Annotated in this window: 21 protein-coding genes; 12 read left to right on the top strand and 9 right to left on the bottom strand. The window is 53.2% G+C overall.

Annotated elements, in window-relative coordinates:
- Nucleotides 1-15: 15 nt before the first annotated feature.
- The 6 genes from J5069_RS12330 to J5069_RS12305 all read left to right on the top strand — a co-directional run bounded on the left by J5069_RS12330 (nt 16) and on the right by J5069_RS12305 (nt 5,880).
- Nucleotides 16-999, top strand: coding sequence for a nitrate ABC transporter substrate-binding protein (locus J5069_RS12330; RefSeq protein ID WP_264644156.1), 984 nt, complete (start codon nt 16-18; stop codon nt 997-999).
- 41 nt (nt 1,000-1,040) lie between these two features.
- The gene (locus tag J5069_RS12325; RefSeq protein ID WP_264644155.1) at nt 1,041-1,844 is read left to right on the top strand and encodes a deaminated glutathione amidase; all 804 of its coding nucleotides are present in this window, start codon (nt 1,041-1,043) and stop codon (nt 1,842-1,844) included.
- A gap of 74 nt (nt 1,845-1,918) precedes the next feature.
- The gene (locus J5069_RS12320; protein ID WP_264644154.1) at nt 1,919-2,797 is read left to right on the top strand and encodes an ABC transporter substrate-binding protein; all 879 of its coding nucleotides are present in this window, start codon (nt 1,919-1,921) and stop codon (nt 2,795-2,797) included.
- A 64-nt stretch (nt 2,798-2,861) separates the two neighbouring features.
- Nucleotides 2,862-3,764 carry an amino acid ABC transporter permease gene (locus tag J5069_RS12315; protein WP_264644153.1) on the top strand — a complete coding sequence of 301 codons (903 nt, stop codon included), beginning with the start codon at nt 2,862-2,864 and terminating at the stop codon, nt 3,762-3,764.
- On the top strand, nt 3,764-4,564 hold the full coding sequence (locus tag J5069_RS12310) for an amino acid ABC transporter ATP-binding protein (RefSeq protein WP_264628165.1): 801 nt from the start codon (nt 3,764-3,766) through the stop codon (nt 4,562-4,564). Before J5069_RS12315 ends, J5069_RS12310 begins: the two co-directional genes overlap by 1 nt.
- A 278-nt stretch (nt 4,565-4,842) precedes the next feature.
- Entirely contained in the window at nt 4,843-5,880 is a 1,038-nt protein-coding gene (locus J5069_RS12305) for a L,D-transpeptidase family protein (protein ID WP_264644152.1), read from the top strand.
- A gap of 88 nt (nt 5,881-5,968) precedes the next feature.
- Here J5069_RS12305 and J5069_RS12300 read toward each other — a convergent pair whose 3' ends face one another.
- Complete coding sequence (locus J5069_RS12300) at nt 5,969-7,252, bottom strand: O-acetylhomoserine aminocarboxypropyltransferase/cysteine synthase family protein (RefSeq protein ID WP_264644151.1); 1,284 nt, start codon at nt 7,250-7,252, stop codon at nt 5,969-5,971.
- Nucleotides 7,253-7,456: 204 nt separating this feature from the next.
- Here J5069_RS12300 and J5069_RS12295 point away from each other — a divergent pair, with 204 nt between their 5' ends.
- The gene (locus J5069_RS12295; protein ID WP_264644150.1) at nt 7,457-8,947 is read left to right on the top strand and encodes a mannitol dehydrogenase family protein; all 1,491 of its coding nucleotides are present in this window, start codon (nt 7,457-7,459) and stop codon (nt 8,945-8,947) included.
- A 41-nt stretch (nt 8,948-8,988) separates the two neighbouring features.
- Here the strand turns inward: J5069_RS12295 and J5069_RS12290 are convergent, their stop codons facing one another.
- Nucleotides 8,989-9,198, bottom strand: a complete 210-nt coding sequence (locus J5069_RS12290) for a helix-turn-helix domain-containing protein (protein ID WP_264644149.1) — start codon at nt 9,196-9,198, stop codon at nt 8,989-8,991.
- 565 nt (nt 9,199-9,763) lie between these two features.
- On the opposite strand from J5069_RS12290, the gene J5069_RS12285 reads away from it, so the two are divergent.
- Complete coding sequence (locus tag J5069_RS12285) at nt 9,764-11,290, top strand: MFS transporter (protein WP_264644148.1); 1,527 nt, start codon at nt 9,764-9,766, stop codon at nt 11,288-11,290.
- A gap of 45 nt (nt 11,291-11,335) precedes the next feature.
- Here J5069_RS12285 and J5069_RS12280 read toward each other — a convergent pair whose 3' ends face one another.
- The 5 genes from J5069_RS12280 to J5069_RS12260 all read right to left on the bottom strand — a co-directional run bounded on the left by J5069_RS12280 (nt 11,336) and on the right by J5069_RS12260 (nt 17,288).
- Nucleotides 11,336-12,346, bottom strand: coding sequence for an AI-2E family transporter (locus tag J5069_RS12280; protein ID WP_264644147.1), 1,011 nt, complete (start codon nt 12,344-12,346; stop codon nt 11,336-11,338).
- Nucleotides 12,347-12,540: 194 nt separating this feature from the next.
- Entirely contained in the window at nt 12,541-13,476 is a 936-nt protein-coding gene (locus J5069_RS12275) for a DUF4880 domain-containing protein (protein WP_264644146.1), read from the bottom strand.
- Between the two features lie 8 nt (nt 13,477-13,484).
- Entirely contained in the window at nt 13,485-14,009 is a 525-nt protein-coding gene (locus J5069_RS12270; RefSeq protein ID WP_264644145.1) for a sigma-70 family RNA polymerase sigma factor, read from the bottom strand.
- 237 nt (nt 14,010-14,246) lie between these two features.
- Nucleotides 14,247-16,595 carry a TonB-dependent siderophore receptor gene (locus J5069_RS12265; RefSeq protein ID WP_264644144.1) on the bottom strand — a complete coding sequence of 783 codons (2,349 nt, stop codon included), beginning with the start codon at nt 16,593-16,595 and terminating at the stop codon, nt 14,247-14,249.
- A 294-nt stretch (nt 16,596-16,889) separates the two neighbouring features.
- On the bottom strand, nt 16,890-17,288 hold the full coding sequence (locus J5069_RS12260) for a transcriptional regulator (RefSeq protein ID WP_264644143.1): 399 nt from the start codon (nt 17,286-17,288) through the stop codon (nt 16,890-16,892).
- Between the two features lie 784 nt (nt 17,289-18,072).
- Between J5069_RS12260 and acs the strand changes: the two genes are divergently transcribed.
- The 3 genes from acs (at nt 18,073) to actP (ending at nt 22,267) form a co-directional block, all read left to right on the top strand.
- A complete protein-coding gene (gene acs / locus J5069_RS12255; RefSeq protein ID WP_264644142.1) occupies nt 18,073-20,034 on the top strand; it encodes an acetate--CoA ligase in 1,962 nt (653 codons plus the stop codon).
- A 269-nt stretch (nt 20,035-20,303) separates the two neighbouring features.
- Entirely contained in the window at nt 20,304-20,612 is a 309-nt protein-coding gene (locus tag J5069_RS12250; RefSeq protein WP_264644373.1) for a DUF485 domain-containing protein, read from the top strand.
- Entirely contained in the window at nt 20,612-22,267 is a 1,656-nt protein-coding gene (actP, locus tag J5069_RS12245) for a cation/acetate symporter ActP (protein ID WP_264644141.1), read from the top strand. Before J5069_RS12250 ends, actP begins: the two co-directional genes overlap by 1 nt.
- A 44-nt stretch (nt 22,268-22,311) precedes the next feature.
- Here actP and gntT read toward each other — a convergent pair whose 3' ends face one another.
- Nucleotides 22,312-23,646, bottom strand: a complete 1,335-nt coding sequence (gene gntT, locus J5069_RS12240) for a gluconate transporter (protein ID WP_264644140.1) — start codon at nt 23,644-23,646, stop codon at nt 22,312-22,314.
- Nucleotides 23,647-23,943: 297 nt separating this feature from the next.
- Between gntT and J5069_RS12235 the strand changes: the two genes are divergently transcribed.
- Nucleotides 23,944-24,471: a gluconokinase gene (locus J5069_RS12235; RefSeq protein WP_264644139.1), complete on the top strand. Its 528-nt coding sequence runs from the start codon at nt 23,944-23,946 to the stop codon at nt 24,469-24,471.
- A gap of 4 nt (nt 24,472-24,475) precedes the next feature.
- Here J5069_RS12235 and gntR read toward each other — a convergent pair whose 3' ends face one another.
- A complete protein-coding gene (gene gntR, locus J5069_RS12230; protein ID WP_264644138.1) occupies nt 24,476-25,471 on the bottom strand; it encodes a gluconate operon transcriptional repressor GntR in 996 nt (331 codons plus the stop codon).
- Nucleotides 25,472-26,047: the final 576 nt, after the last annotated feature.

The raw sequence follows: 26,047 nt of genomic DNA, 5'->3' as shown, positions 1-26,047 counted from the left end.
AAGAGATGTGCGGATTTGTTAGCCTTCACCGGGGAAAACAACGTGACAATAACAATTAGATTGGCTGTACGCGATTGGGACTATTTTACCCCACTCGCTTTAGGCGACATCAAACCAAAAGGCTTTACGTTGGCGATCGACAGGGTAGGCACACTGCCCGACGATTTAGCCCACAGCCCGCATTACGATGCAGGCGAAGTCTCTTTCAGCCGCTACGCGCAAAGTCGTGCGCGTGGCGATGAAAGTTTGCTGGCACTCCCGCATTTCTTGATGCGGGGGTTCCGCCAGCGCTGCATTTTGACAACGGAAGAGAGCCCGTTGACCGAGTTATCGCAGTTGGCAGGAAAACGTATTGGCGTTACTGGCTGGCAGGACTCTGGCAATACCTGGACGCGCGCGTTGCTGCGTCGCGAAGGGGTGGAAACGGAAGATGCGTACTGGTATGCCGGCCGTTTGACTGACGCACATCCGATCGTTGACCGACTCGGCAAGTTTGGTCAACCGGGAAGAATTGAAGCCGCGCCCGGCGAACAACCGCTGATCACGCTGCTGAAAAATGGCGGACTGGATGCCATCTTCACCCCCTTTATGCCAGACGGGTATTTTAGCGGGCATTCCGGGTTACGCCAATTGCAACGGGATTTCCGTCAGGCTGAATTGGATTACTTCCATGCGGTGGGTTACAACCCGGGAATGCACGTGCTTGGCATCAAACCAGAGATAGCCCAAGAGCACCCCTGGTTGCCGGAAGCGTTGAGCGAGGTCATTGATCAATCCTACGCCATGTGGATGAACAAACGCATCAAGTACGCCGACACCACGCCGTGGCTGCTGGACGATTTGCGTAGAACTGCGCAGGATTTGCCCGCCAACTGGAATGATAACGGCTTTGAGGTGAATAAAGTGATGATCGCTGATTTCGCCCGAGAACTGCATGCGCAGAAGCTCACAGAGGAATGTTTAACCCCTGAAGCGCTGTTCCCGTGGTCGTGCCGGTAGTGATGTGAACCTTAACTAAGTGATGGATAACAGGGGTTGCTATGAAAGTTGCGTTGGGACAATTTGCGGTAGATAAAGAGTGGCAAAACAATGTCACCACCACGCTCTCGCTGATGGAACAGGCCGAACGGGCCGGGGCCGATCTTCTGGTGTTACCTGAAGGTATTCTGGCCCGTGATATCACCAATCCCAAGCTGGTGCTAACCGCCGCGCAACCCCTTGATGGCCCGTTTATGACGCAGGTGCTGGCAGCCAGTCAGGGCAACAACATGACCACCATGATGAGCATCCATGTTCCTAACGGTACAGAAAAAGTGTGGAACACGCTGGTTGCCGTTCGCAACGGCGACATCGTCGCGCAGTACCGCAAATTACATCTGTACGATGCGTTCGCCATGAAGGAATCGGAAAACGTGGTGCCCGGCGAAGAGGTTCCACCGTTGGTCAACGTTGCCGGATTGAACGTTGGACTGATGACCTGCTACGACGTCCGCTTCCCCGAACTCGCTCGTCGTCTGGTACTGGACGGTGCCGATCTGCTGGTGCTGCCCGCTGCCTGGGTGAAAGGGCCGCTGAAAGAGACACACTGGGAACTGCTGGTACGCGCACGCGCTCTGGAAAACACCACCTATGTGGTAGCGGTGGGTGAGTGCGGTGTGCGCAACATTGGCAACAGCATGGTCGTCGATCCCCTCGGCGTCGTGGTTGTTCAGGCACCCGAAACGCCCGCGCTGGTCTATGCTGATATCGATCCTGAACGTACTGCCTATGCCCGTGATATTTTACCGGCACTGGCTAACCGCCGTTTTGTAGCACCGCGTTTGCCACATGAAATACAAGGATAGTTTTCATCACCATCACTGATTTTCACTACCATCACTGACATCTGCATTCCAACAAAGGCAGAGGAGAACACAGCATGACACTGAAAAGACTGGGATATACCGCGCTACTCATGGGTTCACTGTTTTCTGCAAGCACGCTGGCTGCTGACATACCGACCCAAACCCTGAACAAAAGTTTGCACGATCGCTTGCCGGATGATGTGAAAAAAACCGGCGTGCTGAATGCCGTCAATAATGGCTCATTCCCTCCTTACCAGATTGTTAACGGCACACACTCTCTCGATGGAGCCAGCGCCGATCTCGCTAAAGCGTTGGGCGAACTGCTGGGCGTTAAAATCGAGCATGCTTCCGTCAGTGGGCTATCTGGCCTGTTGAGCGGCATCCAGTCTGGCCGTTACCAGTTTGCGCTGGGGCCAATCGGTGATTTCCCTGCGCGTCAGGAGAAAAATGATTTCGTCGATTTTGTGCGTGAATTTGTAGTGTTCGCAGTGAAAAGCGGTAACCCGGAAAAAATCAATACGCTGGACGATACCTGCGGTAAACGTATTGCCGTGATGTCCGGCGGTTCCGCTGAACAAGTGATCGTCAAGCAATCAGAAGCCTGTACTGCCGCCGGAAAACCTGCGATTACGGTGCAGTCTTACACTGACCAGCCCACCTCAATTCTTTCCGTTCGCTCTGGCCGTGCAGATGCCTTCTTCTCCTCTCAGGCACCGCTGACCTATTTCGTTGAGCAGACCAACGGACAGCTCGAACTGGCAGGTACCGGACAACACAACGGTTTTAACGATCTCTACCAAGGATCGGTGTTTTCCAAAGGTTCACCGCTGACGCCAGTGATTCAAGCAGCCTATCAACAACTGTTTGATAACGGCACCTATGCCGCCGTCATGAAAAAATGGCACTTGTCGGACAACATGCTGCCTGCGCCGGGCGTCAATTTAGCCAAGTAATTAACGTTTCTTGGTAGAAACCGTTTATTACACCGCCAACAACGTTGAGAGGTATTCTTTCGTCGTGGATACACTGAGAAATGTTGCCAGAGCCCTGCCACCGAGCCGCTTTAGCCAGCGGCTTTCCTGGGGCTTAACGCTGGTTATCGCTTTTTATGTCCTTTGGTCCATCAGCACCAATAAAAACTTTGAATGGCATGTGGTTTATCAGTGGTTCAACGAGAAAACCGTTCTCGAAGGATTGGCGGTGACCCTGGGCCTGACCGTTGTGGCCATGATCATCGGCGTTATATTGGGGCTGCTGTTGGCGGTTGGCCGCATGTCCAGCAATCGGTTGCTGAGCGGGCTTTCCAGCCTTTACATCTGGTTCTTTCGCGGCACGCCGCTGCTGGTGCAATTGATTTTCTGGTACAACCTTTCCACGCTCTTTCCACGCGTCTCACTGGGCATTCCTTTTGGCCCGGAGTGGATAAGCTGGAACACCAACGATCTGATTACACCGCTCACTGCCGCTATTGCCGGTCTGGCATTGAATGAAGCTGCCTATATGGCGGAGATCATTCGCGGCGGCCTGCTCTCTGTCGATAACGGTCAGGTGGAAACCTCACAGGCCTTCGGTATGAGCCGCAGCCGTGCGCTGCGCCGCATCATCATTCCTCAAGCGATGCGCGCCATTGTTCCGCCTACCGGTAACCAGTTGATCAGCATGATCAAAGCCACTTCGCTGGTCAGCGTCATCGCCATGGGCGATCTGCTCTACTCGGTGCAAGCCATCTATAACCGCACGTTTGAAGTGATTCCGATGCTGATGGTGGCAGTGATTTGGTATCTGTTTATTACCTCGCTACTTAACGTTGGGCAATCTGCCATCGAACGCTATTACTCCCGCGGAGAGCGTCGCCCGGCATCGGAAACGCGCCGCACGCCCCCCGCTAAAGCCAGTGCGTCCAGCAAGGAGGCGTCTTAATGAGCAAACTGCATTCGACCGCGACGGAAAATCCGGAAAAAACGCCATTGGTGCGCGCGCGAAACGTTCATAAATATTTTGGCGACAACCATGTGCTGCGCGGCATCGATCTGGAAGTGAACAGCGGTGAAACCGTGGTGATTTTGGGGCCATCGGGTTCGGGAAAATCGACCTTCCTACGCTGCATCAACCATCTGGAGGAGATGGATGAAGGCTATATCATGATGGGCGATGAGCAGATCGGCTATCAATTGCGCGGCGAGAAACTCTATGCCCTGTCGGCACGCGACATTGCGCGCCAGCGTAGCCATATCGGCATGGTGTTCCAGCAATTCAACCTCTATCCCCACATGACCGTGTTGCAAAATATCATTGAAGCACCGGTCGGTGTACATAAGCAGGACCGCCATGAAGCGCAGGCGTATGCCATAGAATTGTTAAAACGCGTTGGGCTGGAGCACAAAGCGGATGCCTATCCGCGCCACCTCTCTGGCGGGCAGCAGCAGCGCGTCGCCATTGCGCGTGCGCTGGCTATTCGCCCGAAAGTGATGTTGTTTGACGAACCCACCTCGGCACTCGATCCCGAGTTGGTGGGTGAAGTGCTGGCCACCATGCGCTCCTTGGCTGAGCAAGGTTTGACCATGATTGTCGTCACCCATGAGATCGGTTTTGCACGTGAAGCGGCCGATCGGGTGATCTTTATGGATCAGGGCGTAGTGGTGGAGCAAGGTCGTCCGGACGATGTACTGGTAACACCACAACATCCGCGTACTCAAGCCTTCCTGAGCCGTTTTATTTAACCCCCGCCGTCCTCGGCGTAGGCCGGGGACCTCTGGCAAAAGGAACGCGTTTAGCCTGCAGAAGATTCCCGCTTGCGCGGGAATGAGGGAATGTAGGCGGGAATGACGGTCATTACTCCCCTTTTTTGCATCCCGGAGGCAAAAAATGTGATTCATTGCACATGCCATTTCCCTCCGAGGCCGTTCTGACCATATAATGCGCATCCAGGCGGTTCAGCCGCTAACAAAAACCGACACCACAGCCCTTCGGGCATCACACACTCAATAAAGATATGAAGATGAGTATTCGCGCGATCTTAACCACCCTTCTGGCCGCTGCTGCTTTCAGTCAATCAGCATTTGCCGTTGTTTATCCGCTGCCGCCGGCCAACAGCCGTCTGATCGGGGAAAACCTGGAAATTACCGTTCCAACCGACAGCACGCTGCCGTTGGAAGCCTTTGCTGCCCAATACCAAATGGGCCTGAGCAACCTGATGGAAGCTAACCCCAATGCGGATGTCTACCTGCCGCAGCCGGGCAGCAAGATGATTATTCCACAGCAGTTGATCCTGCCAGATGCGCCGCGCGAAGGCATCGTTATCAACAGCGCCGAAATGCGTCTGTACTACTACCCGAAAGGCAGCAAAACCGTCATCGTACTGCCTATCGGCATCGGTGAATTGGGTAAAGATACGCCGGTCAACTGGACCACCAGCGTACAGCGTAAAAAAGCAGGTCCAACTTGGACACCAACCGCCAAAATGCACGCTGAATACGCAGCACGCGGCGAGTACCTGCCCAAAGTCTATCCGGCAGGCCCGGATAACCCGATGGGGCTGTATGCGCTTTACATCGGCAACCTGTATGCGATTCACGGCACCAATGCCAACTTTGGTATCGGCCTGCGCGTGAGTCACGGTTGCGTGCGTCTGCGCGCTGACGACATCAAATTCCTGTTCAACAACGTGCCGGTTGGCACTCGCGTTCAGTTTATCAATGAGCCGGTAAAAGCCACCGTTGAGCCAGACGGCTCCCGCTACGTTGAAGTACACGATCCGCTGTCTCGTACCGTAGAAGAGTTTCACTCCGACTCTCCGGCCCCGATCAGCATCACTGCAAAAGTCAGCAAAGTGGTTGCTGACGCGAGCGTGAACACCAGCGATGTGGATAACGCCATCAGAACGCGTTCCGGTATGCCGACCAAGATAAACGGTGCGCTGGAACCTGCACAGCCGTTGGAAACGCTGGCACCGCAAGACGCGCCGGTTGCAGTACCGGATGACGTTCAGCAACCGGTTGACGCTGCCGCACCGCAGACAGATGCCAATCATTCCTGATTAGCGCAGTAATCTACCTGCTATCCCCGGCATCAGCCGGGGAATTTATCGAACATCCCTTTTCGCACATCCCTTCGGCTAAGCCCTGTTACTCCCCGCGCTGTGAAGCATCCAACGCCTGTGACACATCCGCAATAATATCGTCAATGTGCTCAATCCCGACGGAGATACGCACCAGATCTTCACTCACGCCCGCGCGAGCCAACTCTTGCGCATTCAACTGACGGTGCGTGGTCGTGGCCGGATGGCACGCCAGAGATTTGGCATCGCCAATGTTCACCAGTCGCAGGATCATCTGCAACGCATCGATAAAATGGCCGCCCGCCGCTTTGCCACCCTTGATGCCAAAGCTGATAATCCCGGACGCCTTGCCACCAGAAATTTTATCACAGGTCGGTTTGTACGGACTGTTCGGTAAGGCGGCATAGTTGACCCAGGTGACCAGCGGATGCGACGACAGGTAGCCCGCCAGCGCTTCGGCATTGCTGCAATGGCGTTCAACGCGCAGGCTGAGCGTTTCCAACCCCTGTAATAACAAAAAGGCGCTGTGCGGCGACAGCGCCGCGCCGGTATTGCGCAGGGGAACGACGCGGCAGCGGCCAATAAACGCCGCCGGGCCGAATGCCTCGGTATAAACCACGCCGTGGTAAGAGGGATCCGGCTCGCTCAGCAGCGGGAAGCGCGCCTTGTTGGCAGCCCAGTCAAATTTGCCGCTATCGATAATAGCGCCACCAATCGTGGTGCCGTGCCCACCGATATATTTGGTCAGGGAATGCACCACGATATCCGCCCCGTGCTCAAACGGGCGACACAACACTGGCGTTGCCACCGTGTTATCGACAATCACCGGCACGCCGTGGCGGTGGGCGATGGCGGCAATCTGTGCGATATCCACCACGTTGCCCGCCGGATTACCGATGGATTCACAGAATACCGCCTTGGTACGATCGTCAATCAACGCATCAAGCGCAGCAAAATCCTCGGCAGAAAACATACGCACTTCAATCCCCTGACGCGGCAACGTATGCGCAAACAGGTTATAGGTGCCACCGTACAGTTGGCTGGTGCTGACAATATTGTCTCCCACCTGCGTCAGCGCTTGCAGCGCATAGGTGATAGCCGCCATGCCCGAGGCAAGCGCCAACGCACCGATCCCGCCTTCTATCGCCGCCAAACGTTCTTCCAGCACCGCATTGGTGGGGTTCATGATGCGGCTATAGATATTACCCGCCACTTTGAGATCGAACAGGTCAGCGCCATGCTGCGTATCATCAAACGTGTAAGAGGTTGTCTGGTAAATCGGTACGGCAGCAGCCTTGGTGGTTGCTTCCGAGGTATAGCCATGGTGTAACACGAGGGATTCCAGTTTCATCGCGCAGACCTTTCTATGCGTGTGGATGGTGGGTATCTTCCTAAAATAGCAGACAAAAATCACAGCGACTGAGCCACAGCTAGAAGAAAACGCGATAAGTTAGGAGAAACGAGCATAAGTTTTCCCCTCTCGAGTCCACCAGTTGCGCCGGTGCAAAATCACAGCTACCTTTAGCTGATGATCACCTGCTAAAAAAACAAATAAATGACTGATAAAAAGCAAAATATCGCCACTGTAACCCTACCGGATAACGTCGATGTACCTCTCTACGATCGCACGGCCCTACGCCCGCGTATTGTGCATATCGGGTTTGGGGCATTTCACCGTGCCCATCAGGCGCTGCTGACGCACCGCGTCCTCAATCAGGAAGGTGGCGATTGGGGGCTGTGCGAAGTGGTGCTGTTCAGCGATGACAGCCTGATTTCAGCGCTGCGCGAGCAGCAGCACCTGTTTACCGTGCTGGAAAAGGGAGAAAGCGGCAATCAGGCTATCGTAGTGGGCGCGGTGTGCGCCTCGCTGCACGCCGCCGTTGAGGGCAAAGAGGCCATTTTGGCACAGCTGGCCGATGCTCAAACGGAGATTGTCTCCCTGACCATTACGGAAAAAGGCTATTGTCTGGCGGGTGCGCACGGCAATCTGGACACCGACAATGCCCACATCCAGCATGATTTGCGCTATCCACGCGAGCCGCTGTCGGTGCCGGGCATCATTACCGAAGCGTTGCGTAGACGCCATGCTCTAGGCATCCCTCCTTTTAGCGTGCTCTCCTGCGATAACATGCCAGAAAACGGTAAGGCCGCCCAACGCGCGATTCTTGATTTCGCACGCCTGATTGCGCCCGCGCTGGCAGCGTGGATTGAGCGTGAAGTGGCTTTCCCCTCCACCATGGTGGATCGCATCGTGCCTGCCGCCACCGCCCAAACGTTGCATGACGTGGCAGAAGCTGTCGGCGTTGACGATCCCTGCGCTATCGCCTGCGAGCCCTATATTCAGTGGGTTGTGGAGGATCGTTTTACGCTGGGTCGACCGCATTGGGAGGCGGCAGGGGTACAACTGGTGGCGGATGTTGCACCTTATGAAACCATGAAGCTCAGAATGCTGAACGGCAGTCACTCGTTTCTGGCCTATCTCGGCTACCTGGCGGGCTATGCCCATATCAGCGACTGCATGGCCGATGCGCACTTCCGCCGTGCGGTGCGCCACCTGATGCTGGCAGAGCAAGCCCCGACGTTAACCATCAGCGGCGTTGACCTGACAGGCTATGCCGAACGCCTGCTCACGCGCTTTGCCAACCCTGCCCTGCACCACCGCACCTGGCAGATAGCGATGGACGGATCGCAAAAGTTACCGCAGCGCCTGCTCGATGGATTGCGCTGGCATCGGCGCAATGGCAGCCGTTGCGAAGCGCTGATCCTCGGTGTGGCCGGATGGATGCGCTACATTGGCGGGCACGACGATCGCGGCGAGGCGATTGATATTCGCGATCCGCTAAAGACCACCTTACAGAGCATAGTGGCATCCACCCCGGACGACGAAAGACGCGTGCAGGGCTTGTTGACGCTGACGGCGGTATTTGGTGATGACCTGCGCACCGACCCGTCGTTGGTACAGGCACTGACCGACGCCTACTTGCGTCTACGCGACCAAGGCGCATTGGCGACGGTCACTAAACTGGCACAAAGCCTTTGCGACTAGCACCCCACTCAATCACCACACGCAATCGCCACACCGCATCGCTACGCTTCCCGGCGGCAGGCAAGGATGTCGCCGGGTTGGCATTCCAGTACCTCACAGATTTTTTCCAGCGTTGCAAAGCGAATGCTTTTCACCTTACCTGATTTTAATAACGACAAATTTTGTTCGGTAATGCCGATACGTTGGGCCAGCTCACGCGATCGCATCTTCTTTTGTGCCAGCACCACATCCAGATTTATTATTATTGGCATAGGGTTTTTTAATTAAATTAATTGGCTGTGTTATTTCCGCTGCTCCGAGATAGCAACGAATTCTACTGTCTGATGGTATCAGTTTGTAAGTAAAAACGATTGCGATCGTGGTAGCAACTGCGACACCGGTAGCATTTGCGACAGATGTATTTGCCCCGTCTCCCCCTCTCACTGTTCCCGGTATGCCGGACACCACTTACCACTCAGGCTGAAGGCCATGGAGGCCAATGAAATGTCACTTTCCCGTATTCATCTGTTTTTATGATGAAGATCACCCTTTTTTAGCAGTTAATAGCGCCAGACGTTCTTCATTCAGAATGAGATAAAACCAAATTTTATTGCGTTGCGATAATTAATTATCGCATTGCGTGATTATAAATAAGAGTTTATATCAAATAACTACGGTCAAATTAGAAAATGTAATTTCATGATCAAGTTGACAAATTGCCATTAAATCACCCGAAAAGCGTGATCGTCAGTTTACTTTCATAGGAATAGAGCAAATGATAGGAATATCGGTTCATACCAAATGAAATATTGTTTTAAAAATGTAGGCAAATTGATCATGAGTAAATCTATCTCCTTTAAGCACACGTTCTGCTACGGCAGCGCAAACCTGCTTGGCAGCGGTGCGCTGGCGATCAGCGGCGCATGGCTGATGTATTTCTATACCACCTTCTGTGGACTTACGCTGGTTGAAGCCGCGTCCATTTTCTCCGTTGCCAGTATCATTGATGCCATCAGTAATCCGGTGATGGGGTATGTCAGTGATAACTTTCATAATACTCGGCTGGGCCGCCTGTTTGGGCGTCGCCGTTTCTTTATTCTGCTGGGTGTGCCGCTGGTGCTGGTCTATCCGTTGCTGTGGGTCAGTGGCTTTGGCTTCTGGTACTACATGGCGACGTACGTGCTGTTTGAGCTGATTTACACCTCCATTATGGTGCCATACGAAACGTTGGCGACCGAAATGACGCACGACTTCAAGATCCGCTCCAAGTTGACCGGTTCTAAAGCCATTTTCGGCAAGCTGGCTAACTTCCTGGCAGCCTTTATCCCCGGCCAGTTTATCGCCATCTATGGTAAAGACTCCGCCACGCCATTCTTTTACACCGGCCTGACCTACGGGTTCATCATGTGCGCGGCAATGATTGCCCTGTACACCACCTCCTGGGAGCGCCCGTTGAATGAACTGGTGCATGAAAAAACCGCCAACCTGTGGCAAACGCTGAAAAAACTGAGCGCGGACATGCTTTCCACCTTCCGTTTGCGTATTTTCCGCAAGCACCTGGGAATGTACCTGTTCGGTTTTGGCGCTGAATGGCTGTTCGCTTCTGCTTTTACCTATTTCATCGTCTTTGGGTTAAAGCAAAACACCGCGCTGGTCTCGCAGTTGAACAGCTTTAGCTCCATCATGCAGCTTATCTCTACCGCCGCGTTCATCGGCATCTGCGTGAAAATGGGCTTTGCGCGTCCGTTCCGTTTGGCACTGATGGTGGTGATCGTGAGCGTTATCGCTTACGCCGCGCTGTACTTTGCCAACTGGTCAGACGGCGCCACGATCGCCGTGCTGTTTGGTATTACCGCTATTTTTGGTCTGAGTACCGGCGGTATCTACTACATTCCGTGGACGGTCTACACCTTCCTGGCCGATGTGGATGAAGTGTTGACGGGTCGCCGTCGTGAAGGGATCTATGCGGGTGCCATGACTTTCGCAGGCAAAATGGTGCGTTCAGTAATCGTGTTTGCCATGGGATGGACGTTGACGCAGTTCGGTTTTGTTTCTGGTCATGCCGCACAGCCTGAAAGCGCCGTGCTGGCGATTGTCGGCGTGTTCTCGCTGGGGGTTATCGGGCTGGCGCTGGTAGCCATCTACTACACCACGCAAATGAAACTTGATCGTGAAAATCACGCCATCCTGCTGGAAGAGATTGAGCGTATCAAGGCCGGTGGCGCTATCGCCGATGTGCCGGTACACGCCAGAGCCGTCGCGGAAGAGTTGACCGGTTGGAAATACGAACAGTGCTGGGGGAATAACCCGCTGGGCGTACAACCGCAGGCCGCTGCACCGCAAGTTGCCACTTCTGAACGCTAATACCTTCAGTCAGCCCGCGCTCGCGGGCTGACTTATTTTCCCACCTTAAATCAGCGCCGCTTCCTTCAATTCACTTTTCAGGTAGGCATAGTAAATCGGTGCAGCAATCACGCCCGGAATGCCAAACGCCGCTTCAAACACCAGCATTGCCAGCAAGATTTCCCACGCGTGCGCCTTGATTCGGGTGCCCACAATCTGTGCATTGAGGAAGTATTCCAGTTTGTGAATCAGCATCAGATAAACCAGCGCCGCCAATGCCACCGGCAGGGAAATCGACAAACCAGAAATAAACACGATGGAGTTGGATATCAGGTTACCAATCACCGGTATCAACCCAAAGATGAAGGTCAGCACCACCAGCGTTTTGGCAAACGGCAGATGCACACCAAAACAGGGCAAAACACCGAGAATAAACACCGCTGAGAGAATGGTGTTAACCGAAGAGATTTTTACCTGGGCGAACACGATATTGCGAAATGACATCGACAGCAGCGAAACGCGCCGCATCAGTTCTGATTTCAGCATCGGTTTTTCCGTGTCCTCTTGCACGTTGTACAGTGAGACGATCGCCCCCAACACCATACCAATCAACATGGTGACAAAACCGTGCAGAAAATCTTTGCCCATGGATTGCAGCATCACGATATGTTCCTGCACCCAGCGCATAAATTCGTGCTGTAGTTCTTCGACACTCACCGGCAAGTAACCCGGCAAATAGACCATGATGTGCCGTTGTACGTCATTGAGAATCAAGCCGATACGCGCATTGAAGGCCGAGGTGTCACGCATTTCCTGCATCACAATCCCGGTCAGGCTACCAAACAGCAGGCTAAGCAGACTCACCACCAGCGTACTGATGATCGCCACCACCACCCAACGCGCGCGTTTGCCACTGATAATTTTTTGGAAATGGGGCGTCAGCAGATTGACGATTTCATACACCAAAAATCCGGCAACGAAACACGTTAACAGCCGTAGCGACAGCAGCAGCAGCAATCCCCCAAACATAAAACCCAGGCTCAGCCATCTGGCCTGTTTTAAATTCAATAACTGCATGACGACATCCTGTATGCGTAATGATCGGACCTGTACACGTACTTACGACACCAAAAATAGCACTCGGTTTATCGCACCATTCTCTGCGCACCAGAAAAGACGCATGAGAAAAGTCGCACGAAACAAGCCCGGTAATAATTCTGCTTTTTCTCCGTCCTATTCTTAGCGTTTTTAGCATTAAAAACCAGAAGGGATTAGCGGGCGCGCAGAGTAATCCACCAGGAAAAGCGTCGTTCGACGATAATGGGCAGGGTGCGGGTCAGGGCGCTGAAAAAACGCGCATCATCCTGCAAGGGAAAGACACCGGAAATACGCAGCGCTGCCGCCTTGGCATCGAGGGGAAAGTAGCCGTTACGGTAGCGCGCATATTCACGCATCAAGCTATCCAGCCGCATATTGTCCGCCAGCAACACGCCATCCAGCCAGCTTTGGCGGAAGCCTTCCACCGGTTGCGCAGGCTGACTCATCGCAACAGTAAAGGTGACTTGTTGCCCAGCGAGAACGCGCACAGCCGCCTGCAATTGCTGCGCCGGGCGGAGCAATACTTCCCCCTGAAACACCGCCAGCGTACTTTCACTGTCATCGCAGCGCACATCAAACCGGCAGAGTGAATTCAGCGTCAGTTCCCCCTGAGGGGTGGAAAACAGTAGCGGGTAAGGCACAGCGCTTTCCAGCAAGCACTCCCCTTTCAGCAAGCGTAGAGAAGCAATCTTTCCGTCCTGGTCGTAGCGTGAGAGCGCTGAATCGGTGTTCAGGTTCAGCGTCAGCCCCTCTGCCAACGCCCAGCGTCGGTTTTCTCCCTTGGCGGTGCGATAGTCAGCGGCATAGGTTTCCCAGGGGACGCTATAGGCCCCACCGCCCAGCAGCGTCATCAACACCAACAGTTTTAACAGGTGACGCCGTTCGGTTCCCTGACGGCTCAATACGCTGGACGCCACCGGGCTATCGACGGAATGAAAACGGGTATGAATCTGCTCGACACGCTGCCACGCCTGCTGGTGCAGTGGATGACTATTCAGCCATTGCTGCCAGGCGTGGCGCTCATTTGCCGTGCAATCATCCGCGTAGAGAATGGCATACCATTCTGCGGCATCGTAGAACACGTCCTGGGGAATATCGTCGGATCGCATGGCAGGGATTAGCGCTCCTGGCAGGTCAGGCAAGCGAACATCGCCTGTGCCATGTATTTTTTCACCATGCGATCGGAGACACCAAGGCGATCGGCCACCTGCTGATAGGTCAATCCATCAATATGCACCCACAGAAACGCCTGCCTGGCCTTGGCAGACAGCGTACTGAGCATACGATCAATCTCCAGCAGCGTATCAATAATGATGGCATGCTGCTCCAAAGAAGGCTCCACATCAATCTGCTGTTCTGCCAGTACCTGCGAATAGGCATTTTCAATGTCGCGCCGCCGCCAGAAATTCACCACCAGACCATGGGCGACGGTGGTCAACCAGGCGCGAGGTTCACGCAGTTGGGTAGCCTGCTGCGTGCTGATCAAACGCACGAAAGTATCCTGCGCCAGATCGGCCGCCTGCTGCGAGCATCCCAAACGCCGACGCAGCCACGCCTGTAACCAGACATGGTGCTCGTGATAAATTCGCTGTACCGCCAAAGATTCGACGGGATCAGCATAGGTAGCCGCGTGACCGTTCACGTTGTGTCTCATTTAATAACAATGAAATGATTTTCATTATCATTAAATGCAAAGTCAATCACTATCGCACAATGACTTTTGCAGAGAGCCTTCCACTCATTGTCATCCTCGGCGCAGGCCGAGGATCTCTTGCAGGCGGAATCTGTTTTTCCTGTGGGAGATTCCCGCTTGCGCGGGAATGACGGGTGGTATGCGGGAATGACGGTTAGAGGGTGCGAATAACACCAGTCTCAGCAGTTACCAGCGGTAACTCAGGTTGGCATTGAACACGCGGCCTTCACCGTAGTAACACCAGAAGTTACACACGCTGACATATTCACGGTTGCTGAGGTTGGTGGCATTAACCTGCAAGCGCCAATCCTTGGTGAAGTCATAGGCTACCATGGCATCCCAAAGGGTATAGGCAGGGGATTTCAGGTTGGGGCTTTCCTTTGAATCACCAAAAGAACTACCGACATAACGCACACCCGTCCCCACAGATAAACCGGAGAGTGTTCCCTGGAACGCATAATTCACCCAACCGGACGCTTGTTGTAATGGCTGCTCAACAAAGCGTTTACCTACTTCGGCTTGATCAAGTGATTTGGTGGTCTCGACTTTGCCATAGTTATAATTGGCCAGCACCGTCAGGCCGCGCGCCACCTCACCGCTCATTTCCAACTCGATACCGCGAGAGCGAACCTGCCCGGTTTGCATTGAGATGCCTGAGTGATCAGGGTCAGTGGTCGATACGTTATCCTGAACCAGGTTATACAGCGCTACGGTCGCATAACCGTTAAAGCCGTGCGGCGTATATTTCATCCCCACTTCGGTCTGCTTACCCACGGTCGGTTTATAGGGATTGCCTTTACCATCATTGCCCACAAGCGGCATAAAGGATTCAGAGTAGCTAATGTAGGGAGAAACACCGTTATCAAACAGGTACATCAGCCCAGCCGTTTTGGTGAACTTGTCGTCATCCTTACGGCTACCCTTGCCATCAGTCAGATTCTGATCGCGCGATTTCGCTTTATCGTAACGACCGCCAATCAAGGCAATCCAGCGATCGTCATAACGAAACTGGTTCTGAACGTAGTAACCGATTTGGTGGCGTCCAGTACGGTGAGAATACAAATCGTTGAGCGGCAGAACGGCATTGCCATAGACGGGGTTAAACATGTCAATGGCACCAATACCGTAGAAATCACCATCGCGGCTTTGTGAATTGGCGCGACGGTAATCAATCCCCAACAGCAGCGTGTTTTCCACATCTCCCCACTGCCACTCCCCAACCATACGGTTATCCGTCGCCCAGTTTTGCGCAAAGCCATCGCGATACACCATGCCCCGCTGAGCTTCTCGTTCACTAACCTGATAGGAAGCATAAGCAGTACGCAAATCCATATTCAGATAGTTGTAATTGGTGTTCTGATGGAACGTCCAGGTATCGTTAATACGGTGGGTGAACTCATAACCCAAGGTAAATTGGCGGGTGTTATTGCGGTCGAGCCCGGGTTCACCCAGTGAGGTTCTGTAACCCACTTTCCCAAACGGTGTATTGTGCAGCGTGCCATACGGCAGCTTAAAACCGCTGGTAACATCGGAATGGGTATCCATGTAGCTTGCCAGTACGGTCAGTTCAGTGTCATCCCCCATCAGGAATGTCATGCTGGGTGCCAGATAGAAGCGGTTACTCTTGGCATGATCCATTTCACCCGACGTGCCGCGCGCGAGGCCAACAACGCGATAAAGCACCGTGCCATCATCGTTAAGCGGCCCTGCGCTATCAATGCCCAATTGGCGGTAATCATTGGAGCCGTAATCCAGAGATATTTGCCCCTGCGGCAAACGCGTTGGTCGCTTGGAGATCATGTTGACCAGGCCGCCCGGTGGGTTTTGCCCATACAACACAGACGCAGGCCCTTTCAGAACCTCGACGCGATCCACGCCAAAGGCTTCAAACTGCTGAACGAAATACGCGTTTTCATTAATAGCAGCAAGGCCGTTTTGAAAGCGTGACTGATCCTTAAAGCCACGGATAGAAAGCCATTCCGCTTTGTTATCCGGCCCATAATAGGATGCCAGCACGCCGGGGCTGTAGCGCAAAGCCTGATCGACCTTCTTGGCACCGCGCTCTTCCATCTGTTGCTGTGTCACCACGGACATCGCACGCGGCGTTTCCGAAACCGGCACATCCAGCTTTAACGCGGTATTGGGCGGCGCGGTGACGACGATCTGGTCGTTACGCGCTGGCACCGCAGCCGCTGTTTGCGCTACCGGCTGCGCCACAATAGAGAGGCTGCCGTCAGCGTGGCGCTCGGCGCGCAGACCGCTGTTCGCCAGCAGTTGCGCAAACCCTTGTTCCACTTCATAACGCCCTTGCAATCCGCTGCTCTGTTTACCCACCGTCAGTGCCGGATCATAAGACAACAGAACGCCGGATTGCTGCGCCAATTGGTTTAATGCCTGAGCCAGGCTTCCCGCAGTGACATGAAATTCCTGTGCTGCTGCCGAAACGGTCGTGACCGAAGCGGCACCGCCCAGCGCCATTCCCCAAAGTGCGGCTCTTAGCGCCAGCGTTACCGGCCCGGTTCGCCATGATTTCATTGTTATACCCCTGTCAGTTTTTCATTGCTGTTAATGGGTATGCCAATGGCGGTCACCAAAAGGGGAACCAGAAAAAGAAAAAAATGCGTATTGACGGCAGGCGTACAAATAACGCTATATGAATTAGTAGATAACGGGGGTTATTCGTTCGGGCAGGACAAAATAAAGGGTCGATAATTTGCGTTAAGTTGCATTAATAACATTCGCTACGCCCGAAAAGACGTAGCTTATATTGCCATTGGCAATTAATAATTCCGTAATGTTAGTAATTTCGAACGTCCTTGTTTTATTTCCCTAAGAAACAAGGTTAATGGCAGGAGCCGGTTCGTTGATCTCTTGATTCAAGATCATCAGAGAAAACACACGGTTTTCAACATTCAGCTTAGAAAAAGAGAGCGTGCTTAGCTGCTTTTTCGTGAAGCCATCCGACAGAAGATCCGACACTACACGCGTACTCATCACGTCGCTGTTGGTCAGAAAGTCCTGATAGGCAAACTTCACGTTTATCGGCAGGACATCATCGATAGATACCGGATTGTTCGTCTCAGAATGCAGCCCGAAATGGGCATTAAATGCAGAGTTAGCACAGAGAACCTTGCATTTATCATCAATAACGGCGACGGCACGCCTGTCATTTTGTACAGGTTTGCTCAGCATGCCTATGATCTCATTTTGTCCAAATATCAGACTCATCGTTTCCTCTGCTTCATGCTATGACAAGATAACTCCACGGACACACTGAGAAGCTGCGTCAACCCTCTACCGATCTGCGCGACTCACACGCAGGATCGCAAAGCATTGCGTAGATGCTTCCAATAGCCCGAAACCGCAAACCGTAATTAATCAATAAAAACAAATAGATAAAATATCTTGTACTTCCGTTAGCGTAATGTTCAAGCAGCGCGACGTTGTATTTTGATCTCGAACGATCAGGCTGAAGCCTGCATCGACGAATTGCTATTCAAGTGTAGAAGTAAAAGGCCAAAAGATCCCGTGAACCCGTACCACATTCGTCGCTTATACCGCTCTCATTTTTTTACATATGTACTAAAATTTTAACGTACCTGTCGATCAAACGATCGAAAAGCATCTTCTGGATCAAAATATACCCGTGTTGGTATGCACACTATCGGCTGAATAAGCAGTATCTTTATGCCGTTTGATCGTAAAGGACGATCAAATAATAAAAAGTAATAGTTGTAATCTATTGAAAATAATAAATTGATCGTTATATGCTTTACGATCATGTGAACGAGCAAGCCAGACACAATAATGTGATACATGTCACAAATCATGTTCCGGTTTGCTTTTTTATAAATAACAGAAAACGCTTTGGGCCCGCCATTCTCCACGCTTTGCCTTTCACTGCGTTACTCCTTATTGCGTGATCCATCGCTCAAAAAAGAAACAAACTCTGGCGCACCACTACACTTAACGATTTGTTGACATACATTTAACAAGGTTTAAGGAGAGCGCTATGAGCCAATATAATAAACACACCATACCCGCCTCAGTGGCGGAGAACGCCCTGATTAACCCCGAGCAGTATCGCGAGTGGTATCAGGCATCGATCAATGATCCCCAAAACTTTTGGCGGGAGCATGGCAAGATCGTCGATTGGATCAAACCGTACACTGAGGTAAAAAACACCTCTTTCGATCCAGGTCATATCCGCATTCGCTGGTTCGAAGACGGCACGTTAAATGTTGCAGCCAACTGTCTCGATCGACACTTAGCCACGCTTGGCGATCAAACCGCCATTGTGTGGGAAGGGGATGATGCGAGCCAAAGCAAAACGGTGAGTTACCGCGAGCTTTACCAGAGCGTCTGTCGTTTTGCTAATGTATTGAAATCACTAGGTATTAAAAAGGGTGATGTGGTCGCTATCTATATGCCAATGGTGCCGGAAGCAGCGGTTGCCATGCTGGCATGCACGCGCATAGGTGCCATTCATTCCGTTATTTTCGGCGGCTTTTCTCCCGAATCCATCGCCGGGCGTATTATCGATTCCAGTGCCAAACTGGTTATTACCTCTGATGAGGGTATCCGCGCAGGGCGCACTATCCCGCTGAAAAAGAATATTGATGACGCGTTGCGCAACCCAGGCGTTAAAACGGTGGCCCATACCATTGTTTACCAACGCACGGGTGCCGCTATCGATTGGCATGAAGGACGCGACCTCTGGTGGCACGATCTGATCGTCGGTGCAGACGATCACTGCCCGCCAGAAGCGATGAACGCCGAGGATCCGTTGTTTATTCTCTATACCTCCGGATCGACCGGTAAGCCTAAAGGCGTGCTGCACACCACCGGCGGATATCTGGTCTATGCCGCCATGACCTTCAAATATGTGTTTGATTACCATCCCGGCGATGTCTATTGGTGTACCGCCGATGTCGGCTGGATCACCGGGCACAGCTACCTGCTCTACGGCCCGCTGGCCTGCGGTGCGACCACGCTGATGTTTGAAGGCGTACCCAACTGGCCGGATGCGAGCCGTATGGGACAAGTGGTCGATAAGCACCACGTCAATATCCTGTATACCGCCCCCACCGCAATCCGCGCGTTGATGGCTGACGGCGACAAGGCCATCGAAGGCAGCAATCGGCGTTCGCTGAAGATCATGGGGTCGGTGGGCGAGCCCATCAACCCGGAAGCCTGGGAATGGTATTTCAACAAGATCGGTAACAGCCAATGTCCGATCGTCGATACCTGGTGGCAAACGGAAACCGGCGGGTTAATGATTACCCCGCTGCCGGGGGCGATCGAAACCAAGCCGGGTTCGGCAACGCTTCCCTTCTTTGGCGTGCAGCCTGCGTTAGTCGATAACCTGGGCACGCCGCAGGACGGGGCAACGGAAGGCAATCTGGTGATCACCGACTCCTGGCCCGGACAGGCGCGCACGCTGTTTGGCGATCACGAGCGTTTCGAACAGACCTATTTTTCGACCTTTAAAGGCATGTATTTCAGCGGCGATGGTGCCCGCCGCGATGAAGATGGCTACTACTGGATTACCGGCCGCGTCGATGATGTGTTGAACGTGGCGGGCCATCGTCTGGGCACGGCGGAAATAGAATCTGCACTGGTGGCGCACCCGAAGATTGCCGAAGCCGCCGTAGTGGGCATCCCGCACAGCCTGAAAGGCCAGGCTATCTACGCCTACATTACGCTCAACCACGGTGAAGAGCCCTCCAGTGCGCTTTACACGGAAGTGCGCAATTGGGTGCGTAAAGAGATTGGTCCGATTGCTACGCCCGATATCCTGCACTGGACGGATTCGCTGCCGAAAACCCGTTCCGGCAAGATTATGCGGCGCATTCTGCGCAAAATCGCGGCGGGAGACACCAGTAATCTGGGGGATATCTCCACGCTTGCCGATCCTGGCGTCGTTGAAAAACTGCTGGAAGAGAAACAAACCATGGACACGCCACAGTCTTAAACATCTATACCCTAAATAATTCGAGTTGCAGGAAGGCGGCAAGCGAACGAACCCCGATGAGCTTACTTAGGTAAGTGATTCGGGTGAGAGAACGCAGCCAACGCATCTGCAACTCGAAGTATGACGGGTATAACGCAGTATGCGCTAAGCGAACCGATAGCAGACAACGCCAGACCCAACGGGTCTGGCTGAGTGGGCTGTACCCTGAAATCGGCAACGCTTTTACTTGCAACCGGATACAGACCAGACCCATTTACCGGAGATTTATGATGAATGACGTCCTCTACCAACGCATTGGCAACCACTCGGTGTTTAAGGAACTGGTGCGCAAACGTCAGCTTTTTGCCGTCTCGCTTTCTCTGATCATCCTGGTGTTATACATCAGCTTTATTTTGCTGATTGCTTTCGCCCCCGCCTGGCTGGGTACCCCCATCTCTCCCGGCGCAACGATTACGCGCGGCATTCCCATCGGGATTGGCCTTATCGTTATCTCGTTTATCTCGACAGGGGTGTATGTCTATCGCGCCAACGGAGAATTTGACCGTATGACCAAAAAGCTGCTGAGTGAGGTTAAGTAATGAAAACGCGTCTGTTATTACCGCTTGTTGGTCTGATGCTCCCTGTCATGGCCTACGCGGATGCCCTCACCGGCGACGTTCAACGCCAGCCGCTGAATATTCAGGCCATCGTCATGTTCCTGCTGTTTGTCGGCGGCACGCTTTACATCACCTATTGGGCCTCGAAGCGCACACGTTCGCGCAGCGACTATTATACGGCAGGCGGCAATATCACGGGTTTTCAGAACGGATTGGCGATTGCGGGTGACTATATGTCTGCCGCGTCGTTTCTCGGCATTTCGGCGCTGGTGTATACCTCCGGTTACGACGGACTGATCTATTCGCTGGGCTTTCTGGTGGGCTGGCCCATCATCCTGTTTCTTATTGCAGAACGGTTGCGCAATCTCGGGCGCTATACCTTTGCCGATGTAGCATCTTACCGCCTGCAACAAAAACCGATTCGCACCCTCTCCGCCTGCGGCTCGCTGGTGGTGGTAGCGCTGTATCTCATCGCCCAGATGGTCGGCGCAGGCAAACTGATAGAGCTGCTGTTCGGCCTGAACTACCACGTTGCCGTCGTGCTGGTCGGTATTCTGATGGTGATGTATGTGCTGTTTGGCGGCATGCTCGCCACCACCTGGGTACAGATCATCAAAGCCGTGCTGCTGCTGTTTGGCGCCACCTTTATGGCTGTCATGGTGATGAAATCGGTCAATTTCAGCTTCGACGGCTTGTTTAAAGCGGCCGCAGCGGTCCACCCGAAAGGCATTGCCATCATGAGCCCCGGCGGACTGGTTTCGGACCCGATTTCTGCGCTATCGCTCGGGCTGGGCCTGATGTTTGGTACCGCAGGCTTACCCCATATTCTGATGCGTTTCTTTACGGTGAGCGATGCACGCGAAGCACGTAAAAGTGTGTTTTACGCCACCGGGTTTATGGGCTATTTCTACTTCCTGACCTTTATTATCGGCTTCGGTGCCATCGTACTGGTCAGCGCCAATCCCGCCTTTAAAGATGCCGCAGGCGCATTGATTGGCGGGAATAACATGGCCGCGGTGCATTTGGCCGATGCGGTGGGCGGCAACTTCTTCCTCGGCTTTATCTCCGCAGTAGCGTTCGCCACCATTCTGGCGGTGGTAGCCGGGCTGACGTTGGCAGGCGCGTCAGCAGTTTCACACGATCTGTATGCCAATGTGATCAAGAAAGGGCAGGCCACGGAGCGTGATGAACTGAAAGTCTCAAAACTCACCGTTTTGGCGCTGGGCGTGGTGGCTATCGGTTTGGGCATTTTGTTCGAAAAACAAAACATTGCCTTTATGGTCGGGCTGGCCTTCTCGATAGCGGCGAGCTGTAATTTCCCCATCATCATTATTTCAATGTACTGGTCGAAGCTGACCACGCGTGGGGCAATGTTGGGCGGCTGGGCGGGTTTGCTGACGGCTATCGTGCTGATGATCCTGGGTCCCACCATTTGGGTGAAAATTCTTGGTCACGCCACGCCTATTTATCCGTATGAATACCCGGCGCTGTTCTCAATGCTGGTGGCGTTTATCGGGATCTGGTTCTTCTCGATTACCGATAATTCAGAGGAAGGCAAGCAGGAACGCGAACGTTTCTATGCGCAGTTTGTTCGCTCACAAACCGGCGTAGGCGCATCAGGCAGTGTGTCTCATTAAGTGATTCGGTTGCCTCCGAAACGGAGGCAACCACAACCTGTCGTTTAGATAACCATACTCAGCAGCAAGCACCCAATCAGGCCACATACCGCAATAATGGTTTCCAACGCAGACCATGACTTCATGGTTTCGCCAATCGTCAGGTTGAAATACTCTTTGAACAGCCAGAAACCCGGATCGTTCACGTGAGAGAAAATTACGCTACCGGAACCGACGGCCAGTACCATCAGTTCAGGACTGACGCCGGTAATGGTGAGCAACGGCGCCACAATACCGCCCGCGGTCATGGCCGCAACGGTCGCTGACCCCAGCGCCAGACGCAGCGCAGCGGCAATCGCCCATCCCATCAGCAACGGCGACAGCGTACTGCCCGCCATCAGCGTTTCGATGTACTTCGCAACGCCACCGTCCACCAGGATCTGTTTGAACGCCCCGCCGCCACCGATCACCATCAGCATCATCGCGATGATCTTGATGGAATCGTTGATGGTATCCATCACCTGATCCATAGAGCGACCGCGATTAAGCCCGAAGGTAAAGATCGCTACAACCACGGAAATCAGCGTTGCCATCACCGGATCGCCTAGGAACTCAGCGTAACCCAGCACCGGATGGCCTTTTTGCAGCGTCATTTCTGCCACCGCACGACCGGTCATCAGGATAACCGGAATCAGGGTAGTGAACACGCTGATACCAAAGCCCGGCATCTCATGATCGGCAAACACTTTCGGGTTGTGTAACCCAGCAGGGATAGGCTTATCGATACTTTTCAGGAAACGTGCATAGACCGGTCCGGCCAAAATTACGGTCGGAATAGCAATCAACGTCCCGTACAGCAGGGTCTTGCCCATATCGGCTTTGAACAGAATAGCGATAGCCGTCGGGCCCGGGTGCGGAGGCAACAGCGCATGGGTCACGGACAGTGCAGCGGCCATCGGCACGCCGATAAACAGCAATGGGATACGCGCAGCAGCAGCAATGGTGAACACCAACGGCAGCAACAACACAAAGCCCACTTCATAAAACAGTGCAAAACCAACGGTGAAACCGGTTAATACCACCGCCCACTGGATGCGCCCCTTACCGAATTTATCGATAAGCGTGGTTGCAATGCGCTGGGCACCGCCGCAGTCTGCCAGCAGTTTGCCCAACATGGCACCAAAGCCCATGATCAGCGCCAGGCTGCCTAGCGTGCCGCCTACCCCGTTTTTGATGGAGGTGATGACACCATTAACGTTAAACCCACCCTGAGAGGTGTAGCCCAACGCCAAGCCAACGGCCAGCGACACCAGAATCAATGAAATGAACCCGTTCAGTTTGCAACGGATCATCAATAGCAGCAGCAGGGCAACCCCGATTGCTACAATGATTAATGGCATAATAATTCTCCGATATAGGAATCGTACAGATGCTGTTAACTAATACAGTCAGATCTATAAATGCTACTTTTGCATCAACGTAGCGTTCTTTTTGTTACCTGGCAGCGCGTGCTACCGAGCTTTGGGGGCCAAAGCCTGACGCCTTGGAGTAGCGGTTTATGCCCTCGTTAGCCTCATCGGTAATCTGTGATTTTTGTCACACCCCTGCTTGTTACCGGTATCATGATACCGGTAACGTGATAAAATGCGAAACTATCATATCGGCTTAAATATTCATTTTGAGATAGAGATCAAACTATGGCGGGACAAAGCATCATCATCATGGGCGTATCTGGGTGTGGTAAATCCAGTTCTGGAGCGGCTATTGCAAATGCGCTGGGCGCTAAATTCATTGATGGCGACGATCTGCACCCGCGCGCCAACATTCAGAAAATGGCAAGCGGCCAGCCTTTGGACGACAACGATCGTGCGCCGTGGCTTGAGCGTCTTAACGATGCGGCCTACAGTCTGCGCCACAAAAATGAAGTGGGTTTGATCGTCTGCTCGTCGTTAAAACGCCGCTATCGCGATAGCTTGCGTCAGGGCAACCCGGATATGTTGTTCCTTTATATGAAGGGCAGTTTCGACGTTATTCTGCAACGCCTGAAAGCGCGCGCCGGACATTTCATGCCCACCGATCTGCTCAAAAGTCAGTTCGATGCGCTGGAAGAGCCTGCGACAGATGAAACTGACGTGGTGAGCATCGATATCGATGGCAGCTTTGATGAGGTTGTCGCCCGCGGTCTGGCGGCACTACGCAACGCGGGTGTCGTTTCTCGTCGCTAACGGGTTAAATGCTGTCGCCATGCAGGATCGTGAAGCCCAAATCCAACCGCTGCGGGGTAACCACCTCGCCGCGCAGCCTGGCCAGCAGCCGCTCTGCGGCCACCTGCCCCATGCGTTCACGTGGCGTCAGCACGCTGGCCAGTTTCGGTTCCATCGACTGCCCAATATCGTGTCCGTGAAAACCGGCGATCGCCATTTGATCGGGGATGCGCAACCCTTGCCGCTGACACTCAAAGGCTGCACCGATCGCGATATCATCGTTGGTGCAAAACAGGCTGTCGGTTTCCGGGTAGCGCTCGCGCGCTTCTCTCATCAGTTCACCGCCCAGACTGTAGGACGAGGGGCGATCGGTGTTGACATCACGCGGCGTCAACCCGGCATCGCGCATCGCTTGTTCGTACCCCTGCATCTTGATCAAGGTACGCTCATCCAGACGCGAGCCGAGATAAACCGGAAAACGGTGCCCACGGGCCAACAGCACCTGCGTCATCTGGTAGGCCGCTTCAAAGTTGTTAAACCCCACTGCCAGATCGATGCAGGGAGACTCGCTGTCCATGATTTCAACCACCGGGATGCCCGCCACTTCAATCATCTTGCGCGTGCGCTCCGTATGGGAACGTTCAGAGAGGATCAGACCGTCAATATTGTAGGAAAGCAGTGACATCAAGCGCATCTCTTCGCGCTCGGCGTGATACCCATAGTGTGCCAGCATCGTCTGATAGCCGTGCGCATCCGTCACGCGTTCAATGCCGCGCAATACTTCAGCAAACACCTGATTGGTCAATGAAGGAAGCAGAACGCCAATCGCCCGACTGGTGGCATTCGATAAAATCTCCGGCGCCCGGTTGGGGATGTACCCCAACTCATCCAGCGCAGCGGCGATGCTGTCACGCAGTGCCGCCGATACCTTCTGCGGATCGCGCAGGTAGCGGCTAATGGTCATTTTAGTGACGCCAACACGATTGGCCACATCTTGCAAACCTGGTCTTTTCTTCTTCATTTTCAATCGATTGAAATATTGTTGGCCGGTCCTCTAGTGTAACAAAGAAAACCCGCGCTGTCTGTGTGACGGTGACATGATGGTCACCAGTACAATCCCCGAGCCACCATAGCAACCCAACTGCCAATAATGATGAAACAACCCTGCGTTTTCCTTATTTTCCGTTAAAAAAACGCCACTAAAAATAATCAAGGTTGCGCAGTGATAAAAAAACACCTCACTGCCCGTAATTAATAGCGCGGCGCATTCCTTTTCTGCTAGAAAATAATATTTACCTGCCGATACCAATATTAAAAAAAACCAAACTAATTTTTATTTTTTCCATTATTATTTTAGATATTATCGCCCGTTACCCTCATGCCGATATCGCACTTTTTGCACCGTTGTTACCCCCTGCATATAACAACGTGATCTCCATCACAAAATTATTTTCACCTCGGCTGAATCGAGTAAAGCGTGACCGTAAAATCCATTGTTACCGGTATCATTTGCGTATATAGTGGTCTTATCACCGTCAGGGTGTCCTGATGTCGAGCCTATTGGAGAGAAACACTAGCGGCAAAGATGAAAGTCTGG

The sequence above is a fragment of the Candidatus Symbiopectobacterium sp. NZEC127 genome, assembly GCF_025962675.1.
GTDB lineage: Bacteria > Pseudomonadota > Gammaproteobacteria > Enterobacterales > Enterobacteriaceae > Symbiopectobacterium.
The sequence above is the reverse complement of the archived record's forward strand: the minus strand, read 5'-3'. Positions and strand labels throughout refer to the sequence as shown.

What these genes read in the sequence shown, in the direction of transcription:
- J5069_RS12325 (WP_264644155.1), top strand. Translation starts at nt 1,041, where the DNA reads ATGAAAGTTGCGTTGGGACAATTTGCGGTAGATAAAGAGTGGCAAAAC.
- J5069_RS12320 (WP_264644154.1), top strand. Translation starts at nt 1,919, where the DNA reads ATGACACTGAAAAGACTGGGATATACCGCGCTACTCATGGGTTCACTG.
- J5069_RS12310 (WP_264628165.1), top strand. Translation starts at nt 3,764, where the DNA reads ATGAGCAAACTGCATTCGACCGCGACGGAAAATCCGGAAAAAACGCCA.
- J5069_RS12305 (WP_264644152.1), top strand. Translation starts at nt 4,843, where the DNA reads ATGAGTATTCGCGCGATCTTAACCACCCTTCTGGCCGCTGCTGCTTTC.
- J5069_RS12300 (WP_264644151.1), bottom strand. Translation starts at nt 7,252, where the DNA reads ATGAAACTGGAATCCCTCGTGTTACACCATGGCTATACCTCGGAAGCA.
- J5069_RS12295 (WP_264644150.1), top strand. Translation starts at nt 7,457, where the DNA reads ATGACTGATAAAAAGCAAAATATCGCCACTGTAACCCTACCGGATAAC.
- J5069_RS12290 (WP_264644149.1), bottom strand. Translation starts at nt 9,198, where the DNA reads ATGCCAATAATAATAAATCTGGATGTGGTGCTGGCACAAAAGAAGATG.
- J5069_RS12285 (WP_264644148.1), top strand. Translation starts at nt 9,764, where the DNA reads ATGAGTAAATCTATCTCCTTTAAGCACACGTTCTGCTACGGCAGCGCA.
- J5069_RS12280 (WP_264644147.1), bottom strand. Translation starts at nt 12,346, where the DNA reads ATGCAGTTATTGAATTTAAAACAGGCCAGATGGCTGAGCCTGGGTTTT.
- J5069_RS12275 (WP_264644146.1), bottom strand. Translation starts at nt 13,476, where the DNA reads ATGCGATCCGACGATATTCCCCAGGACGTGTTCTACGATGCCGCAGAA.
- J5069_RS12265 (WP_264644144.1), bottom strand. Translation starts at nt 16,595, where the DNA reads ATGAAATCATGGCGAACCGGGCCGGTAACGCTGGCGCTAAGAGCCGCA.
- J5069_RS12260 (WP_264644143.1), bottom strand. Translation starts at nt 17,288, where the DNA reads ATGAGTCTGATATTTGGACAAAATGAGATCATAGGCATGCTGAGCAAA.
- acs (WP_264644142.1), top strand. Translation starts at nt 18,073, where the DNA reads ATGAGCCAATATAATAAACACACCATACCCGCCTCAGTGGCGGAGAAC.
- J5069_RS12250 (WP_264644373.1), top strand. Translation starts at nt 20,304, where the DNA reads ATGAATGACGTCCTCTACCAACGCATTGGCAACCACTCGGTGTTTAAG.
- actP (WP_264644141.1), top strand. Translation starts at nt 20,612, where the DNA reads ATGAAAACGCGTCTGTTATTACCGCTTGTTGGTCTGATGCTCCCTGTC.
- gntT (WP_264644140.1), bottom strand. Translation starts at nt 23,646, where the DNA reads ATGCCATTAATCATTGTAGCAATCGGGGTTGCCCTGCTGCTGCTATTG.
- J5069_RS12235 (WP_264644139.1), top strand. Translation starts at nt 23,944, where the DNA reads ATGGCGGGACAAAGCATCATCATCATGGGCGTATCTGGGTGTGGTAAA.
- gntR (WP_264644138.1), bottom strand. Translation starts at nt 25,471, where the DNA reads ATGAAGAAGAAAAGACCAGGTTTGCAAGATGTGGCCAATCGTGTTGGC.